General features: G+C 72.5%; 13 protein-coding genes. 10 read left to right on the top strand and 3 right to left on the bottom strand.

Translation table 11 applies throughout. The features are described from left to right. The first annotated feature begins 378 nt into the window (after nt 1–378). From FF041_RS01805 to FF041_RS01795, 3 genes are all read left to right on the top strand, one after another. Nucleotides 379–975 (top strand): transglycosylase family protein, encoded by a 597-nt coding sequence (locus FF041_RS01805; RefSeq protein ID WP_153520711.1) that lies wholly within the window; start codon nt 379–381, stop codon nt 973–975. Nucleotides 976–1124: 149 nt separating this feature from the next. Continuing rightward, nucleotides 1125–2402 (top strand): glycosyltransferase, encoded by a 1278-nt coding sequence (locus tag FF041_RS01800; protein WP_153520710.1) that lies wholly within the window; start codon nt 1125–1127, stop codon nt 2400–2402. Nucleotides 2403–2609: 207 nt separating this feature from the next. Next, complete coding sequence (locus FF041_RS01795; RefSeq protein ID WP_153520709.1) at nt 2610–3566, top strand: helix-turn-helix transcriptional regulator; 957 nt, start codon at nt 2610–2612, stop codon at nt 3564–3566. Here the strand turns inward: FF041_RS01795 and ctaD are convergent. Then, nucleotides 3526–5265 carry an aa3-type cytochrome oxidase subunit I gene (gene ctaD / locus FF041_RS01790; RefSeq protein ID WP_228387973.1) on the bottom strand — a complete coding sequence of 580 codons (1740 nt, stop codon included), beginning with the start codon at nt 5263–5265 and terminating at the stop codon, nt 3526–3528. The two genes, FF041_RS01795 and ctaD, sit on opposite strands and share 41 nt — an antisense overlap. 368 nt (nt 5266–5633) lie before the next feature. Between ctaD and FF041_RS01785 the strand changes: the two genes are divergently transcribed. Beyond that, nucleotides 5634–5849 (top strand): I78 family peptidase inhibitor, encoded by a 216-nt coding sequence (locus FF041_RS01785; RefSeq protein WP_153481087.1) that lies wholly within the window; start codon nt 5634–5636, stop codon nt 5847–5849. Between the two features lie 241 nt (nt 5850–6090). Here the strand turns inward: FF041_RS01785 and FF041_RS01780 are convergent, their stop codons facing one another. Further along, nucleotides 6091–7077, bottom strand: a complete 987-nt coding sequence (locus tag FF041_RS01780) for a phosphatase PAP2 family protein (protein ID WP_323390958.1) — start codon at nt 7075–7077, stop codon at nt 6091–6093. Nucleotides 7078–7521: 444 nt separating this feature from the next. Here FF041_RS01780 and FF041_RS01775 point away from each other — a divergent pair, with 444 nt between their 5' ends. Both FF041_RS01775 and FF041_RS01770 read left to right on the top strand, forming a co-directional pair. After that, nucleotides 7522–9339 carry an MFS transporter gene (locus tag FF041_RS01775; RefSeq protein ID WP_153520707.1) on the top strand — a complete coding sequence of 606 codons (1818 nt, stop codon included), beginning with the start codon at nt 7522–7524 and terminating at the stop codon, nt 9337–9339. A 63-nt stretch (nt 9340–9402) separates the two neighbouring features. After that, complete coding sequence (locus FF041_RS01770) at nt 9403–10599, top strand: acyl-CoA dehydrogenase family protein (RefSeq protein WP_153520706.1); 1197 nt, start codon at nt 9403–9405, stop codon at nt 10597–10599. 171 nt (nt 10600–10770) lie between these two features. Here the strand turns inward: FF041_RS01770 and FF041_RS01765 are convergent, their stop codons facing one another. Beyond that, nucleotides 10771–11214, bottom strand: coding sequence for a cell division protein SepF (locus FF041_RS01765; RefSeq protein ID WP_153520705.1), 444 nt, complete (start codon nt 11212–11214; stop codon nt 10771–10773). A 290-nt stretch (nt 11215–11504) separates the two neighbouring features. Between FF041_RS01765 and FF041_RS01760 the strand changes: the two genes are divergently transcribed. The 4 genes from FF041_RS01760 to FF041_RS01745 all read left to right on the top strand — a co-directional run bounded on the left by FF041_RS01760 (nt 11505) and on the right by FF041_RS01745 (nt 17070). Continuing rightward, complete coding sequence (locus tag FF041_RS01760) at nt 11505–12791, top strand: DUF5685 family protein (protein ID WP_323390955.1); 1287 nt, start codon at nt 11505–11507, stop codon at nt 12789–12791. 1021 nt (nt 12792–13812) lie between these two features. Beyond that, a complete protein-coding gene (locus tag FF041_RS01755; RefSeq protein ID WP_153520704.1) occupies nt 13813–14895 on the top strand; it encodes an LLM class flavin-dependent oxidoreductase in 1083 nt (360 codons plus the stop codon). Next, nucleotides 14892–16232, top strand: a complete 1341-nt coding sequence (locus FF041_RS01750; RefSeq protein WP_153520703.1) for an NtaA/DmoA family FMN-dependent monooxygenase — start codon at nt 14892–14894, stop codon at nt 16230–16232. Before FF041_RS01755 ends, FF041_RS01750 begins: the two co-directional genes overlap by 4 nt. A 4-nt stretch (nt 16233–16236) precedes the next feature. After that, complete coding sequence (locus FF041_RS01745) at nt 16237–17070, top strand: DUF1684 domain-containing protein (RefSeq protein ID WP_153520702.1); 834 nt, start codon at nt 16237–16239, stop codon at nt 17068–17070. The last annotated feature ends 150 nt before the right edge of the window (nt 17071–17220 follow it).

Raw genomic sequence — 17220 nt, 5'->3', positions numbered from 1 at the left:
ATGGGTGGCCGGATTTCGCCGCTACCTTCGGTAATCTCCAACTGGCCTGGGGCGACGGGCGAGCTGTTGCCGCCGGAGCCCCCGGGTCCCGAGGTCGTGTCGTCGAAGTCCCGTCCGTCTGCCGTGCCCTGGCGCGCACGCTCTCCCCCGTAACCCTGGGGGCACGGGCGGTGCCCCCCGACCAGATCCCGCCAGACCCTCCCCCTGGGCTTCGCCCGGGGGGACCCCATCCGGGCGGACGACGCTACTTCGACGACGCTCCCTGGCGGCCATCTGGCGGCCATCTGGCGGCCCCGCCCGGTCCGACCGGGTGGGGCCGCGGGTCCGCAGCCGCGCGGCGGCCCGGCCGCCCCGACCGTGCTGCCTACCGTGACGCCAATGCCGACCATCAGCTCACCTCTCATCCGCCCGAGGCCCGTGATGCTCGCCGCCGCCGCGGCCGTACTGCTCTGTCTGGTGCCGCGGGGCGGGGCGGCGGCTGCGCCCGAGCCGCCCCCGCCCGCCGCCGAGAGCCTCCCGGCGCAGGAACCCGCCGCCGAGGCGGCCACGGCCCCTGCCTGCGCCACCACCGGATGGCCGTGGAACTGCGTCGCCGAGTGCGAGAGCGGCGGCGACTGGCACATCAACACCGGCAACGGCTACTACGGCGGGCTCCAGTTCTGGCAGCCCACCTGGGAGGACCACGGCGGGCTCGTCTACGCCCCGCGCGCCGACCTCGCCACCCGCGAGCAGCAGATCACCGTCGCCGAGGAGGTGCTGCGCACCCAGGGGTGGGGCGCCTGGCCCGTCTGCTCGAAGCGGTACGGGCTCAGCGGCCGGGTGCACACCGTCCAGCCCGGTGACACCCTCTACGCGATCGCCCGCCGCTTCGGCGTCGTGGGCGGCTGGCAGGCGCTGTACGAGGCCAACCGCGAGGTCATCGGCAGCTCACCGGACCGGATCTCGGTCGGGATGATGCTCGCCCTCCCCGACTGAGACCGCGCCACCGCCCCTGACGTCCCGGGTGCCCCGGGCGATTCTCCCGCTTTCCTCGCAACTCGCCCACTGCCTCCAGAGGGCTCCTCGCACCGATGAGGGATTCAGTCGTATTGCAGCTCCTTCCGGAGGGATGGACGACACGGCGCATGCGCATCTCGTTTCTGCTCCACAACGCGTACGGGATCGGGGGAACGATCCGTACGACCTTCAATCTGGCCCAGGCGCTCGCCGCACGGCACACGGTCGGCATCGTGTCGGTCTTCCGCCATCGCGACACGCCGATCATGGGAGCGCCCTCCGGCGTCGCCCTGAGCCATCTCGTGGATCTGCGCCCCGGCAGCCCTGAGTACGACGGGGACCGCCCCGAGCACCAGCGGCCCGCCCGGGTCTTCCCGCGCGGCGACGGGCGGCACCGGCAGTACAGCCGGCTCACCGACGCCCGGATCGCCGGATATCTGGGCTCCGTCGAGGCCGACGCCGTCATCGGCACCCGGCCGGGGCTCAATGTGCACATCGCCCGCCAGACCCGCCCCGGCCCGCTCAGGATCGGCCAGGAGCATCTCGCCCTGGACAGCCACGGCTACCGGATACGGCGGGAGATCGGCTGCCGCTATCCGCTGCTCGACGCGCTCACCACGGTCACCGAGGCGGACGCCGCGGCGTACCGGGCACTCGGTCTGCCCGGACTGCGGATCGAGGCCGTGCCCAACAGTGTGCCCGCACCGGCGCTCTCACCGGCCGACGGCGCCGCCCGCTGTGTCATCGCCGCGGGCCGGCTGACCCGGGTGAAGCGATACGACCTCCTGGTGAAGGCGTTCGCGCAGGTGGTCGCCGTCCGGCCCGACTGGCGGCTGCGGATCTACGGGAGCGGCGACCGGACGGGCGATGAGCACCACGCGCTCACCGCCCTGATCGCGGAACACGGACTGGAGCGGCGGATCCGTCTCATGGGGAACGCGGGCACCCTGGAGACGGAGTGGGTCAAGGGCTCGATCGCCGCCGTCACCTCGGAGCGCGAGTCCTTCGGGATGACCATCGTCGAGGCCATACGCTGCGGGCTGCCCGTGGTCGCCACCGACTGCCCGCACGGTCCGCGCGAGATCATCGAGGACGGGGTGGACGGACGGCTGGTGCCGGTCGGCGATGTGGACGCCATCGCGGACGCGCTGCTGGGGCTGATCAACGACGACGAACTGCGGCGGCGTGCCGGGGCGGCGGCGCTCGCCGCCTCCGAGCGCTTCGACCCCGAGCGGATCGCGGCACGCCATGAGGCCCTCCTCGGGGAGCTGGCGGGACGCGCCGGGAGCGGCGCCGGACGCCGTCCCGGGCGCGACGCCCTCTTCCGCGCCCGGGGGGCCTTCTCGGATGCGGCCTGCGCCGCCCGTGCGCTCGCCCGCAGGGCCCTGCGCCGGGGGAGCGCCTGAGGCGGCGGAGCGGCACGGGCCCGTCCGGGAGTAGGCGTGTCGGGGACGGCGGCCCGCGCGGGACAGCGGCGTGTCCGGGAGCCGGCCTGTCCGGGATGAGCGGCGGCCTGCCTCGGGACGGCGGCCCGCTCGGGACGGCGGCCCGCCCGGGACGGCGGAGCGGAATCGCGGACACAAGCTGTCCGCGATCGCTGGCAGACTGCCCCCATGCTGGAGACCTCCGCACGGCTGCTGCGCCTGCTCTCACTCCTTCAGGCCCATCGCGAATGGTCGGGCGCCGATCTGGCGCAACGGCTCGGCGTCACCCCGCGCACCGTGCGCCGTGATGTCGACCGGCTGCGCGAACTGGGCTATCCCGTCAACGCCAGCCCCGGCACCGGCGGCGGCTATCAGCTGGGCGCCGGCGCCGAGCTGCCCCCGCTGCTGCTCGACGACGAGGAGGCGGTGGCCGTCGCGGTCGGGCTGCGCACCGCCGCCGGCCAGGGCATCGAGGGCATCGGCGAGAGCTCCGTACGCGCCCTGGCGAAGCTGGAGCAGGTGCTGCCCGGCAGACTGCGGCGGCGGGTGAGCGCGCTCAACGCCTTCACCGTGCCGATGCTGCGGTCCCCGAGCGCCCAGACCGACGCCTCCGTCCTCACCGGGCTGGCCAACGCCTGCCGGGACAGCGAGCGGTTCCGCTTCGAGTACCGCGACCACGCGGGCGCCGCCAGCCGCCGCACCGTGGAGCCCCACCGGCTGGTCTGCACCGAGCACCGCTGGTATCTCGTCGCCTGGGACGTGGACCGGAGCGACTGGCGTACGTTCCGGGCCGACCGGATCACCCCGAGCCCTCCGCACGGCCCGCGCTTCGCTCCGCGCACCCCGCCCGCCGAGGATCTGGCCGAATATGTCTCCCGGGGAGTGTCCACCCGCGCCTATGCCGCACAGGCGGTCGTCCGGCTGCATCTCCCGGCCGAGGAGGCGGCCAAGGTCGTCGGCCCCTCCGACGGGGTTCTCGAACCGGTCGACGAGCACAGCTGTCTGCTCCGTACGGGGGCGGCGAACATGAAGGTGATGGTGATCCATGTGCTGCTCATGGGCGTGGACTTCGATGTCATCGAGCCCGAGGAGCTGAAGGACCACATCAGGACGGCCCGGGATCGTTTTTCGCGGGCCCTGGGCTGACCGGCCGTTCCCGTGGCTCTTCCAGCGCCAGAAACTCCGGATGGTGGAGGTCGAAGGCGGGGGACTCGGAGCGGATCCGGGGGAGGGCGGTGAAGTTGTGCCGGGGCGGCGGGCACGAGGTCGCCCATTCGAGCGAGCGTCCGAATCCCCAGGGGTCGTCCACCGTGACCTTCTTGCCGTATCTCGCGGTCTTCCAGACGTTGTAGAGGAAGGGCAGCGTGGAGATGCCGAGGAGGAACGAGCCGATTGTCGAGACGGTGTTGAGTGTGGTGAACCCGTCCGCGGCCAGATAGTCCGCGTACCGCCTGGGCATGCCCTCGGCCCCCAGCCAGTGCTGGACCAGGAAGGTGGTGTGGAAGCCCACGAAGAGCGTCCAGAAATGGATCTTGCCGAGCCGTTCGTCCAGCATTCTGCCGGTGAACTTGGGCCACCAGAAGGAGAAACCGGCGAAGGTCGCGAAGGCGACGGTACCGAAGACGACGTAGTGGAAGTGCCCCACCACGAAGTAGGAGTCCGTGACCTGGAAGTCCAGTGGCGGCGAGGCCAGGATCACCCCGGTCAGCCCGCCGAAGAGAAACGACACCAGAAATCCGACGGACCACAGCATCGGGGTCTCGAAGGAGAGCGAGCCCTTGAGCATCGTGCCCGTCCAGTTGAAGAACTTCACCCCGGTGGGCACCGCGATCAGAAACGACAGGAAAGAGAAGAAGGGCAGCAGCACGGCCCCAGTGGCGAACATATGGTGTGCCCATACCACAATGGAGAGCCCGGTGATCGCCATGGTCGCGCCGACCAGGGTGAGATAGCCGAAGATCGGTTTACGGGAGAAGACCGGCAGAATCTCCGTCACGATCCCGAAGAACGGCAGTGCGATGACATAGACCTCCGGATGGCCGAAAAACCAGAAGAGATGCTGCCACAGCAGCGCTCCGCCGTACTCGGCCTCGAAGACCAGCGCGCCGAAATGCCGGTCGGCCTCCAGCACCAGCAGCGTAGCCGCCAGCACCGGAAAGGCGAACAGCACCAGAACCGAGGTGAAGAGCACATTCCAGGTGAAGATCGGCACCCGGAACATCGTCATCCCGGGGGCGCGCATCCCCACGATGGTGGCGAGGAAGTTGACCGCGCCGAGGATGGTGCCGAACCCGGCCAGCGCGAGGCCCATGATCCACATATCCACGCCGACGCCGGGCGAATGCTCCAGCGAGTTGAGCGGGGCATAGGCGAACCAGCCGAAGGACGCGGGCCCGCCCGGGGTCAGCAGCGAGCCCAGCACGATGAGCCCGCCGAAGAGATAGAACCAGTACGACAGCGCGTTGAGCCGGGGAAAGGCCACATCGGGCGAGCCGATCTGAAGCGGCATGATCTCGTTGGCGAAACCGGCGAACGCGGGGGTCGCGAAGAGCAGCAGCATGATCGTGCCGTGCAGGGTGAACGCCTGGTTGTACTGCTCGTGGCTGATGAGCTGGAGTCCGGGCCGGGCCAGTTCGGCGCGCATCAGCATGGCCATCAGCCCGGCGATCAGAAAGAAGCCGAACGACGTCATCAGATAGAGGTGCCCGATCTTCTTGTGATCGGTGGTGGTCAGCCAGTCCACCAGCACCTTGACGAGCAGCCGCTCCCGCGCCCGGGGCCGCCCGGCCCGGGGGGTCCGTGCCGTCGGGTCCGTATCCGTGTCCGTATCCGGCTCCGCGCCCATCACCGCCCCCTCGCTGTCCCCTTGCCGTGCACGGGATGGGCTCCGCGGGCGGGACCCGCACGGGCGGGGAGTTCCCGCCAGCAGCCCATGAATTCCCCAGGGGTATGGGAAACACTCACCGGACGGTTCGCCCATTCGCCCTGCGACGCTCTCCCCTGTTCAATTCCACTCCGGAATTCTGCATGATCCGAAGGCCCGGTGGAATGACCGGGGAGTGGGTGTCGAAGTGCTCGTTCGAGTGACGGGGATTGAGCCGAACGCGTGTCGAGGACCTGTGACAGAAGCGTGACCGATGGGGTACATGGGGGCGCTGAGGGGTACGGCCGCTCCGCTTCCGTCACCGTCCGCTGCCGCCTACCGTGGTGGCCATGGCACCCACACCGAGCTCGGCGGCGCACCCGGACGACGCCACGTCCGCCTATGTCGGCCTCTCCGAGGAGAGCGCGGAGCAACGCGCGAGGCGGCGCGGCTGGACCACGGTCCGGTCCCTGCCGCCGGGCGCGATCGTCACCCTGGAGTATCTGGCGGGCCGGCTGAACTTCGAGGTCGAGAGCGGCACCGTGATCCGCTGCTGGTCGGGGTGATGAGGCGGTGACGGGGCCCGGATCTGTTCCCGGCCGGAGCGGCCGGGCGATGACCAGGGCCCGGATCCGCTGCTGGTCGGGGTGACGGGCCCGGATCCGCTCCTGGCCGGGGTGACGATCGCCGGCCGTGGCGACGGTGGCCCGGGTCCGCTGTCCGCCGTGGTGAACCGGCCATGACCAGGGCCCCGGCCGAATCGGCCGGGGCCCTGGTCTCTGTGCTCTCCGGTGCCGCGCGCGGTCTTCAGCCGCCGGTCGTCTGCCGCGAGGCGGTCGCCCGCCCCCCGCCGCCCGGGGCGACCGACGGCCGCTCCGGGCGCACCGGATGCTTTCTGGGCCGGCTGACCCGGCCGCCGGCCCCGGCCGACGATCCCGGCAGGGCCGTCCGGCCGCCGACGGCCCCCGGCGCACAGGAGGCGGTCTCCTCCGCGGGCGCGCGCTGGGTGACCAGCGCCGGCCTCGGGCCGCCCGCCGCCACCGGCAGCGAGGGAGCGAGCCTGCGACGCGCGCGCCACCGCTCGCGCCGCTCGAAGATCCAGGCTTCCGTCCGTCCGATCAGCGGCTCGCACCACGGCAGCGCCAGCAGGATCAGCAACCCGGCCGCCCAGCCGAGCAGTACATCGCTCAGCCAGTGCGTGCCGAGATACACGGTGGTGAGGCCGACCCCGAGCGAGACCGTCGCGGAGAGCGCCGACAGATAGCGCCGGGTCTTCGGAGTGGTGGCCAGATACGCCAGGATCCCCCAGGTCACCACCGCGTTGGCGGTATGCCCGGACGGAAATATATCGCCGCCGGCGAACAGTTCGGCGGAACCGATCTGGGTCGCGTAGTGAGGGCCGAGCCGGCCGAGGCCGATCTTGACCGCGCCGACGGTCGAGTTGAGCAGCAACAGCGACACGCCGAGCACCAGCAGGGGCCGCAGGGTGTGCTGACGCCAGGAGCGCCAGCCCAGCCAGGCGGCGACCATCACGGCCGTGGGGCCGCGCTGGCCGAGCACCACGAAGTAGTCGAGAAAGGCATGCAACTCGGGCCACTGCTGATAGGGCCGGAACAGCATGACCTTCCAGTCGATCACCACCAGCCAGGTCGACGCCAGCACGGCGACGACGATGGCGAGATAGAACGCAGACGTCCCGCCGAAGAGGACGAGTCGTGTGCGGCTCATCCGCGGGATCTCTATCTTCGGCGGTTCCGGCTCTCGGTCCAAGCGGGCGAAGATGTCGGTACGCACCCTATCGACGTTACAGCGAGTGAGTGTGGAGCCAGACCGATCCAGCGTCTTTGTGATGACGATGTGATGTGGAGTATGTCTCAGGCCAGCGACGATTGTTTTGAGCCGACTCGGAAATCACGGAGGGAATCTGCCCTATTGCGTTGACTCTCCTGCCGAAGGACCCTTTCTGTTGCGCAAATTACCGTTCACCGCCTGACTGTATGAATTCTTTCTCATCCTTGAGAGCGGTTCCCGGGCCCCGGAGCGCTGTTACCGGCCGGTCAGTCGCGTGGCGTACGCCACACCTTCCGGCGCGAAGTGGTGAGAGCTGCACCACGCGCCAACGGCTGGAACTCGCGTACTCTGACGGCTCCTCGCCCGTCGATGCCGGACCGCCCTGAGGGACTGTCCCCCGTCCCCGGCTGGCCCGCCGAGCGCGAGGGGATCACTGGAGGTAGGTGCATGTCAGGGACGGCCACGGCCGCGGCGCGACTGCGTGCGGCGGCCGGCGGTGGCAACCGCTGGGTCGTTCTTCTCGTCCTCTGCGTCAGTCTGCTGCTGGTCGCCCTGGACGCGACCGTCCTCCATGTCGCGGTGCCCGCCGTCACCGAGGATCTGAACCCCAGCGGCGTACAGCTGCTGTGGATCGTGGACGCCTATCCGCTGATCTGCGCCGCGCTGCTCATCCTCTTCGGCACCCTCGGCGACCGCGTCGGCCGCCGCCGGGTGCTGCTCCTCGGCTACGGCATCTTCGGCGCGGCCTCGGCTCTGGCCGCGTTCGCCACCACCCCCGAAGTGCTGATCGCGGCCCGCGCCCTGCTCGGCGTCGGCGGTGCGATGATCATGCCCGCCACCCTCTCGATCCTGCGTACGGTCTTCCCCGACCGCCGGGAACGGGCCATGGCGATCGGCATCTGGACCGCGGTCGCGGCCGTGGGCGCGGCGACCGGACCGGTCGTCGGCGGCTTCCTCGTCGAGAACTTCTGGTGGGGCTCGGTCTTCCTGATCAACATCCCGCTGATGGCGGTGATCCTGCCGCTGGGCCGCTGGCTGCTGCCCGAGTCCAGAGGCGACTTCGACGGCCCCTGGGATGTGCTCGGCGCGCTGATGGCCGCGGCCGGAGTGCTCGGCGTCGTCCTCGGGGTGAAGCGGCTCGGCGTGGGACACCATCCGTTCGAACCGGCGACGGCCGGCCCGCTGCTGGCCGGGGCGGCGCTGCTGATCCTCTTCGTCCGCCGGCAGAGACGCCGCGAGCATCCGCTGATCGACATCCGGATGTTCGCCGTGCCGGCCTTCTCCACCTCCGTCGGCTGCATCGTCCTCGCCATGCTGGCGCTGGTCGGCCTGGAGCTGATCGCGGTTCAGTACCTTCAGCTGATCCTCGGACTCAGCCCGCTGGAGACTGGACTGCGGCTGCTGCCCCTGACCTTCGCCGCGATGGCGGCGGGCGCGACCGGCTCGTACACCCTGCGCCGGGTCGGACCGCGCCGGATGGTCGGCTGGGGCTTCGTGCTGACCGCAGCGGCCGTGCTGCTGCTGACCCTGATGGGCCAGCAGGACCGGCCCCTGCTGCTCACCGCGGGATTCGTCCTGCTCGGCTTCGGGCTCCAGACCACGCTCTTCGCGGCGTACGAGTCGATGCTCAGCGAGGCTCCGCCCGAGCACGCGGGCGGGGCGGCGGCGATCGGCGAGACCTCCTACCAGCTGGGCGCGGGCATGGGCATCGCCCTCCTCGGCAGTGTCATGAACGCGGCCTACGCGCCCGCCCTTCAGTCGCTGGACGAGGTGCCCCGGTCCGCCGGCTCCGCCGCCGCCCACTCGCTGGGCGAGGCGTACCAGGTGGCGGAGCGGCTCGGCGGCGGCACGGGGGACCTGCTGCGCACCACGGCGCGCGACTCCTTCGTCCACGGCCTCCATGTCACGCTGCTGGTCAGCGCCGGGCTGCTGCTGCTCGGCGCGCTCGCCGCGCTGAAACTGCCGACCATCATGGACTGCACGCAGGACGGACCGGGGGCACGGCCGGACGGGGAGCGGGGCGGGAGCCCGGCGGGACGGCGGGCCGTCGCGCTGGACGAGAAGTGCCCGCAGCCCCGGCGCCCCGAGACCGCCGGACGGGCCCGGTCCCCGTATCCGCTGCCGGACGAGACGGACGGCGGCACGAGCCGCGACACCGGCCGCGACACGGACGGCGCGGTGAACGGCGCGGTGAACGGCGCGGTGAACGGCCCGGCGAGCCGCGAGCACGCCGAGGCGAGCGGGTCTGGACGGGCGGCACACTGAACCGTAACGTCGGAAACCACGACTAGCGCTGCTAGTTTTCCGTACGTTCGCGGAGGCCGCCCCATGTCCCAGCCCAAGCCCTCGGAGTACACCGCCTTCGACCCCATGGACCCGCTCGGCGTCGACGATCTCCTCGATCCGGAGGATCTGGCGATCCGTGACTCCGTACGCGCCTGGGCGGCCGATCGTGTGCTGCCGTACATCGCCGACTGGTACGAGCGCGGCGAGCTGCCGCAGATCCGTGAGCTCACCCGTGAGCTGGGCGCGCTCGGTGCGCTCGGCATGCCGCTGACGGGATACGGCTGCGCGGGCGCGACCCCGGTCCAGTACGGACTGACCTGTCTGGAGCTGGAGGCGGCCGACTCCGGCGTCCGCTCGCTGGTCTCCGTCCAGGGCTCGCTCGCCATGTACGCGATCCACCGCTTCGGCTCCGAGGAGCAGAAGCTGCGGTGGCTGCCCGATATGGCGGCGGGCGAGGTCATCGGCTGCTTCGGGCTGACCGAGCCCGACCACGGCTCCGACCCGGCGGGCATGCGCACCCGCGCCCGGCGGGACGGCTCCGACTGGGTGCTGACGGGCCGCAAGATGTGGATCACCAATGGCTCGGTGGCCGGGGTCGCGGTCGTCTGGGCCCGCACCGACGACGGCATCCGGGGCTTTCTGGTCCCGGCCGGCGCCCCCGGCTTCACCGCGCCCGAGATCCGGCACAAGTGGTCTCTGCGGGCCAGTGTCACCAGCGAACTCGTCCTGGACGAGGTCCGGCTGCCCGCCGACGCGGTGCTTCCGGAGGTGACCGGGCTGCGCGGCCCGCTGAGCTGTCTGAACCACGCGCGGTACGGAATCGTCTGGGGCGCCATGGGGGCCGCGCGGGCGAGTTTCGCCGCCGCGCTGGAGTACGCGCGTACCCGCGAGCAGTTCGGCAGGCCCATCGGCGGCTTCCAGCTCACCCAGGCCAAGCTGGCCGACATGGCGGTGGAGCTGCACAAGGGCATTCTGCTCGCGCACCATCTGGGGCGGCGGATGGAGGCGGGCGGGCTCCGCCCCGAGCAGGTCAGCTTCGGGAAGCTGAACAATGTGCGCGAGGCGATCGGCATCTGCCGCACCGCGCGCACCATCCTCGGCGCGAACGGGATCTCACTGGAGTACCCCGTGATGCGCCATGCGACCAACCTGGAATCGGTGCTGACCTACGAGGGCACCGTCGAGATGCACCAGCTCGTGCTGGGCAAGGCGCTCACCGGTCTCGACGCGTTCCGGTGATCTGCTCCGGCGGCTCGTGGTCCGGGCGGCTCGTGGTCCGGGCGGCTCGCGCGCCGGCGGTGACGTGCTCCGGCGGCTCGTGCGCAAGCGGTGACGTGCTTCGGCGGCTCGTGCGCCAGTGGCTCGTACTCCGGCGGCTCGTGCGCCGGCGGTGACCGGCGAGCGCCCTGCTCAGCTCTGGTTGTAGAAGCCGTCCTGGGGGCGGCCCGCGCCCTCGCCGCTGACGACCTGCGTATGCGCGGGGCTCAGCAGGAAGACGCGGGTCGCCACGCGCTCGATGGAGCCCCGCAGCCCGAAGGTCAGCCCGGCCGCGAAGTCCACCACCCGCTTGGCGTCAGGGGACTCCAGCGCGGTGAGGTTGACGATGACCGGGATGCCTTCCCGGAACAGCTCGCCGATGCCGCGGGCGTCGCGGAAGCAGGTGGGCGAGACGGTCGCGATCCTGCGGCCGACCTCCTGGGCGGTGTCGGAGGCCACGCGGACCCGGGGGTCGGTCACCCAGGCGTCGCCCGTCTCGGCACCCTCGGAGTACTCGGCGTACTCGTCGGCGTAGTAGCGCTCGTCATTGTCCTCGACGAGTCCCAGCCAGGCGCTCGCCTTGCGCACAGATCCCATGGACGCCTCCTTCCACTGTGGTCCGCTCACTAGCGGTCTTTCGTCTTTCCTGTCCCTATCGTGGTCCATCATGCGGATCGCGCGCCAAGTGGATAGCGGTCGCATCGGGGTTTCGTGACGGGACTGGTGCAGAAGATGTGTTGGTTCGTCAGCTTTCTTCCCGTACCTGGAGGATGATCTGCACAAAATATGAAAGTCGGCCCAGATGGGTGATGTCGGAGACGTACTGGTGAGCGAATGGCTCGATACGATGCCTGCCGCACAGCTGATCGACATCACGGGGGATCATAGTGTTCGGAATAGTCCGGCCTTGCGGCCATCGGCTCACCGACGGTCTGAAAGCCGAATGGCTGGCTCATCTCTGCGGTCTCTGTCTGGCGCTTCGATCCGGCCATGGTCAGTTCGCCCGGGTGGTCACCAATTATGACGGCCTGATCGTATCGGTCCTGACGGAAGCTCAGTCCGAACGGGACCCCGCCGCCCGCCGCACCGCCGGCCCCTGCCCCCTCCGCGCCCTGCGCACCGCACCGGTCGCCCAAGGTGAAGGGGCGCGGCTGGCGGCGGCCGTCTCGCTCGTGCTGGCGTCGGCGAAGGTGCGCGACCATGTCGCCGACCGGGACGGGGCGCTGGCCCGCAGACCGGTCGCCGCCGCCGCGCGCAGGGTCGCCGCGGGCTGGGACCGGGCGGGCGCGCGAGCCGGTGCGGAGCTGGGCTTCGACACCGCCGTACTGCTCGACGCGGTCGACAGACAGCCGGGGATCGAGGCCGTCGCCGGGCCGGGCACCTCGCTGCTGACGATCACCGAGCCCACCGAGACCGCCACCGCCGCCGCCTTCGCGCACACCGCCCGTCTCGCCGGACGCCCCGGGAACGCGGCTCCGCTCGCGGAGGCCGGACGGCTCTTCGGGCGGCTCGCCCATCTGCTGGACGCCGTGGAGGACCAGACGGCCGACGCGGCCCGCGGCGCCTGGAACCCGCTGACCGCCACCGGCACCTCACGGGAGGAGGCCCGCAGACTTGCGGACGACGCCGTCCACGGGGTGCGTCTGGCGCTGCGCGACGCGCACTTCACCGACGGCAGGCTGGTGCATGTGCTGCTCGCCCATGAGCTGGCCGTCTCGGTGAACCGGGCGTTCGGCGCCACGGGCTGCGCGGCTCGTGCGCACGCTTCGGGGACGAACCCGTACGGGGGACACGGTCCCCACGGTGATCATCCGTACGGAGGCGACTCGGCCCCGGGCGGCCCGGCCCGGGGAGCCGGAGACCACGGTCGGCCCGGCGGCGGGCATGACGGCTCCGGCGGGCCGGGTGGCCCCGGGGGCCATGGCGGACACGGTGGACACGGCGGACCCGGGGGTCATGGCGGCTCCGGCGGGCCCGCTGTCCCCCAAGGACCCCAGCCGCGCGGCTTCCTCGCCGGCTGCGCCGCCTTCACCCTGCTCTGCTGCACCTGCCGGATCTGCTGTGCCAAGGAGTACGAGGGCCCCTGGTCGCGCAAGAAGCGCGAGGGGTGCTGCCGCAACTGCGACTGCCCCGACTGCGGCTGCGGGGACGGCTGCTGCTGTCCCTGCGACTGATCGGCGGCCCGCGTGTGCTCGAAGGCGGGGGCGCACCCGTTCTCCGGGACGTCGGGGAGCGGGTCGGGCTCCGGTGGTTCCGGCGGCGTTCCGGCGGCGTGTGCGGTGAGGGGAGGGGTGCGTATCGCGATGCGTGATGAGGACAGGCGGTGCGCAGGACGTTCCGGTGGTGAACGGGGCGAACGGGGTGAACGGGCGGGGCGAAGGGGGAGTCAGCGGGAAAGAGGCTGACGCCGCTTCGGAGGTCACGATGACGGCTTCTCGCGCCCGTCAGACGCGTACAGCGCTCCCGGACAGGGGGAGCGCGGACGCGGGGCAGCGGCCGGGGCGGCTCAACAGGACGAGGACCACACGCGACCGAAGTCGATGTGGGAGCGCCTGACCAGCGGCTGCTGTGAATGCATGGCCCAAGTGGAGCAGGCATCCGCGGCGGCGTCAACCGTCCCGAGACGCGGCGTTCACAGTATGGACACCCTTGACAGCGGGCCGTGTTCACGGCCTAGCCTCGCAGCGTGGGTCGTGCTGAGGGGCACGGTCCGCTCGCGACCGTGCGGCGCCCTCCGGCGCCCCGGTGAAGACAGGCCCGTGTGGGATCTCAGCATCCACGGAGCCTTCCCATGGCTGTGCCCGCAGATCTCCGCCACGCGTCCCCGCCGCCCGGCCCGAGCACGACAACGGGATCCGGCCACACCGCGAATCCCCCGGTGATGCCCCGGCGTCTCCGCGACGAGACGCCTCCCGGCGGCCTTCCCGGCTCTCCCGGCCGCGCGGCATCCATGGACCGCCGCCGGCCCGCCCGTACGCCCCCGCCGTACACGGCCGCGCAGGGACCCCGAGTCCAACAGGTCCATCGGTCCGGAGCCCGCCAGCCCGGAGCCCGCCGACGACCGGGCTCGCGACAGCCGCCGGTCCCGTACCCGTACCCGTACCCGGTCCCGTACCCGTACCCGTACCCGTACCCGTACTCGTACTCGTACGAGCAGCTCGTGCCGAAGCCGCCCCACCCCCCGGAGAGGCCATCATGTCCCCCACCCGCCCGCTCCATCTGGCCGTCGCGCTCGACGGTCCGGCGCGGTACGACGCCCAGCACTACGCCCGTCTCACCGGTCTCGCCGAGCGCGGGGCCCTCGACTTCGTCACCCTCGGGGACTCCTTCGCCCGCCCGGGGCCCGACGCGCTCGCCGTGCTCGCGTGCGTCGCGCCGACCACACACCGGATCGGTCTGGTGCCGACCGTCACCACCACCCACACCGAGCCCTTCCATGTCTCCACCGCCGTCGCCACCCTCGACTGGGTGAGTCAGGGCCGGGCCGGCTGGTCGGTCGGGGTCTCCGCGACCGATGCGGAGGCCAGGCTCTTCGGCCGCCGGCCCGCCGCCCCCTGTCAGGCGCTGTGGCGCGAGGCGGGCGAGGTCGCCGACGCCGTCGCCCGGCTCTGGGACAGCCGGGAGGACGCCACCGGGGCCCGTACCCCCGCGCCGGACCGCGCAGGCGGCCGGAGCGGACTGCACCGGATCGACTTCCAGGGCGCGGCCTTCCGGGTGCGCGGCCCCTCGACCGTGCCCAGACCGCCCCAGGGCCGCCCCGTCACCGTCGTGGACCTCACCGGGGCGGGCGACGCGGGCCGCCGGGTCGCCGGGCGCCATGCCGATGTCGTCCTCGTCCGGGCCCGCGACCCGGAGGAGGCGTCGGCCCTGCGCACCGCCCTCCGCCGGGAGGCCGCCGCCCGGGGCCGTGACCCGGAGTCCCTCCGGGTGCTGCTCTCGCTCGCCGTCGACCTCGGCGGGCGCGAGTCGGCCCCCGGCCCGGGGCTGGACGCCGGACGCCGCAGACGCGGCCCCGCCTCGTACTACAGCGGCGGCCCGGTCCGGCTCGCCGAGCAGCTCGCCCGCTGGCACCGGGGCGGAGCCGTGGACGGCTTCCATCTCGCGCCCATCGCACCCCACCGCGACCTGGAGCGGATCGTCAACGGCACCGTCGCCCTGCTCCAGCACCGCGGCCTCTTCCGCACCTTCCACCCCGGCGGCACCCTCCGTGAGCATCTGGGGCTCGCCCGGCCCGCCAACCGGTACACCACCGCACCCACCCGGGGAGTCTCCGTATGACCGCCGTGCCCCGCCCGATGCATCTGGCCGTCCTCTGCCCGGGGGCGGACGACGCCGCCGTCCCGGCGGACCCCCGCTCCGCGGGCCGGATCGACTTCGCCTTCTTCGAGCGGCTCGCCCGCACCGCCGAGCGAGGACTGTTCGACTTCCTCCTCCTGACCGGAGGCGAACTCCTGACCGGCGGCGAAGGGCTGTGTCCGCCCGAGCACGGGGAGCGCGGCGACAGCCCCGATCCGGTCGGCCGGCCGGAGCCGATCACCTTACTGAGCGCGCTCGCGGCGGTCACCGAACGGCTCGGTCTCGCCGCGACCGCCGCTCCCGCCGTCAACGAGCCCTATGAACTCGCCCGCAGACTCGCCTCGCTGGACCATCTCAGCGGCGGACGGGCCGCCTGGCATGTGGCCACCGCCGCCGACCCCCGGGCCGGGGAGAACTTCCGGCGCGACGGCCCTTCCGGCCGGGCCGACCGCTACGCCCACGCCGAGGAGTTCGTCCGCGCGGCCCGGCGGCTGTGGGACTCCTGGACGCCGGACGGCGTCCCCCGCCGCCTCGCCCACTCCGGCCGCCACTTCACCATCGCGGGCGAGTTCACCGTGCCCCGCTCACCCCAGGGGCACCCGGTCGTCATCCACGCCGGGGACTCCGCCGACGCCCGCGAGTTCGCCGCGTCGGCGGCGGATGTGCTCGTCACCCGGCACGGGCCCCCGGCCGCGGGCACCTCCCGCATCTCCCGCGCCTCCGGTCCGGACGCCCGCGCCCCCGGTCCGGACCGGAGCCGGGCCGCCCAGGACCGGAGCCCCGGCGGTCTCAGGGTCCTGCGGAAGGCGGCCTTCGTCCTCGGGTCCGGCGACGCCGAGGCCCAGGAGCGCGCCGCCGAGATCCGGCGGCAGCGGATATCCCCGCAGTGCGCGATCCGCGCCCTGGAGCGGATCTGGGGCCGGGACCTGTCCGCCTACGACCCCGACGGGCCGCTGCCCGCGATCGACCCCGGCCCCGCAGCCGCCCCCGGCGCGGGCGGCCCCTCCGGGACCGCGGCCCGCTGGCGGGCGCTCGCCGAGGCCAAGGGCCTGTCCATCCGGCAGACCGTCATCGAGACCAGCGGCCGTCAGTCCTTCATCGGCACCCCGCGCGCCGTCGCCGACGCGATGGCGGACTCCGTCGCCCGGGGGGCGGCCGACGGGTTCGTCCTCACGCCCAGCCCGGCGCCGGGCGGGCTCGACGACTTCGTGGCGCAGGTGGTGCCGCTGCTCCAGGAACGCGGCGTCTTCCGCCCCCGGTACACCGGCGCCACCCTCCGCTCGCATCTCGGTCTGCCCGAGCCGGTGTGGAATGGTTGACCGTATGAGTACGGACGCACACCCCACCCCCGAGGGCGCTCAGAGCGGCCGGGGACGCGCACCGGACACGGAGTGGCGGAGCTGGCACGCACGGCGGCTGGAGACCATCACCGCGCCGTACGGTCCGCTCTCCCTCACCGGCACCCACTGGCTGGACGACCATCCGGACGGCCGCATCCCGGCAGTGCCGGGCGTCTGGGTCCAGGACGGCGAGGAGATCGTCCTCACCGCCGCCGCCGCGGACGGGCTCACCCACGACGGCGAGCTCCTCAGCGGCTCCGTACGGCTCACCGCCCACCACGGCCCCATCCCCGAATCCCCGCTCGCCCACGGCGACCGGCGGCTGGTGGTCCTGCGCCGGGAAGGGCTCCGGGCGGTACGCGACTTCGACCCGCACGCCGCCGCGCGCTCGGCGTTCCAGGGCATCGAGGCCACCCCGTACGACCCCCGCTGGGCGCTGCCGGGGCGCTTCCGCCCCTATCCGGAGCAGCTCAGCGTCCGGGTGCGGAGCGCCGACGGCCGGGAGCGGGGGCTCGGTCTCTCCGGCGAGGTCGTCTTCGCGTACGACGGCGCGGAGCGCACGCTGCGCGCCGTCGTCGAGGGCGACGGCTCGCTCGGCATCGTCTTCGCGGACGCCACCAGCGGTGACACCAGCTACCGCTTCCGCTTTCTGCGGCCCTTCGCGCCCGCCGCGGACGGGACGGTGACCGTGGACCTCAACCGGGCGCTGCTGCCGCCGTGCGCCTTCGCCGGTCACTTCATCTGCCCCTTCCCGCCGCCCGGCAACACCCTCGGCTTCGCCGTGCCCGCCGGGGAGCGCCGGCTCATCGGCGGCTGAGCCAGAGCCTTCGGGTCGCCGGGCCGGGCCCGAGCGCGCCTGGCGTACGCATCCGCCCGCGGTGCGCCTCCGTCCTCCATCCGGACGGGGCTTCGGCGCCCCGGCGCGGTCTGGGACCATGGTGCCGGAGGCGGACCGGTGGAGGTGGGG

It is taken from the genome of Streptomyces jumonjinensis, assembly GCF_009600885.1.
Classification (GTDB): domain Bacteria; phylum Actinomycetota; class Actinomycetes; order Streptomycetales; family Streptomycetaceae; genus Streptomyces; species Streptomyces jumonjinensis.
The sequence above is the reverse complement of the archived record's forward strand: the minus strand, read 5'-3'. Positions and strand labels throughout refer to the sequence as shown.

What these genes read in the sequence shown, in the direction of transcription:
- FF041_RS01805 (WP_153520711.1), top strand. Translation starts at nt 379, where the DNA reads ATGCCGACCATCAGCTCACCTCTCATCCGCCCGAGGCCCGTGATGCTC.
- FF041_RS01800 (WP_153520710.1), top strand. Translation starts at nt 1,125, where the DNA reads ATGCGCATCTCGTTTCTGCTCCACAACGCGTACGGGATCGGGGGAACG.
- FF041_RS01795 (WP_153520709.1), top strand. Translation starts at nt 2,610, where the DNA reads ATGCTGGAGACCTCCGCACGGCTGCTGCGCCTGCTCTCACTCCTTCAG.
- ctaD (WP_228387973.1), bottom strand. Translation starts at nt 5,265, where the DNA reads ATGGGCGCGGAGCCGGATACGGACACGGATACGGACCCGACGGCACGG.
- FF041_RS01785 (WP_153481087.1), top strand. Translation starts at nt 5,634, where the DNA reads ATGGCACCCACACCGAGCTCGGCGGCGCACCCGGACGACGCCACGTCC.
- FF041_RS01775 (WP_153520707.1), top strand. Translation starts at nt 7,522, where the DNA reads ATGTCAGGGACGGCCACGGCCGCGGCGCGACTGCGTGCGGCGGCCGGC.
- FF041_RS01770 (WP_153520706.1), top strand. Translation starts at nt 9,403, where the DNA reads ATGTCCCAGCCCAAGCCCTCGGAGTACACCGCCTTCGACCCCATGGAC.
- FF041_RS01765 (WP_153520705.1), bottom strand. Translation starts at nt 11,214, where the DNA reads ATGGGATCTGTGCGCAAGGCGAGCGCCTGGCTGGGACTCGTCGAGGAC.
- FF041_RS01755 (WP_153520704.1), top strand. Translation starts at nt 13,813, where the DNA reads ATGTCCCCCACCCGCCCGCTCCATCTGGCCGTCGCGCTCGACGGTCCG.
- FF041_RS01750 (WP_153520703.1), top strand. Translation starts at nt 14,892, where the DNA reads ATGACCGCCGTGCCCCGCCCGATGCATCTGGCCGTCCTCTGCCCGGGG.
- FF041_RS01745 (WP_153520702.1), top strand. Translation starts at nt 16,237, where the DNA reads ATGAGTACGGACGCACACCCCACCCCCGAGGGCGCTCAGAGCGGCCGG.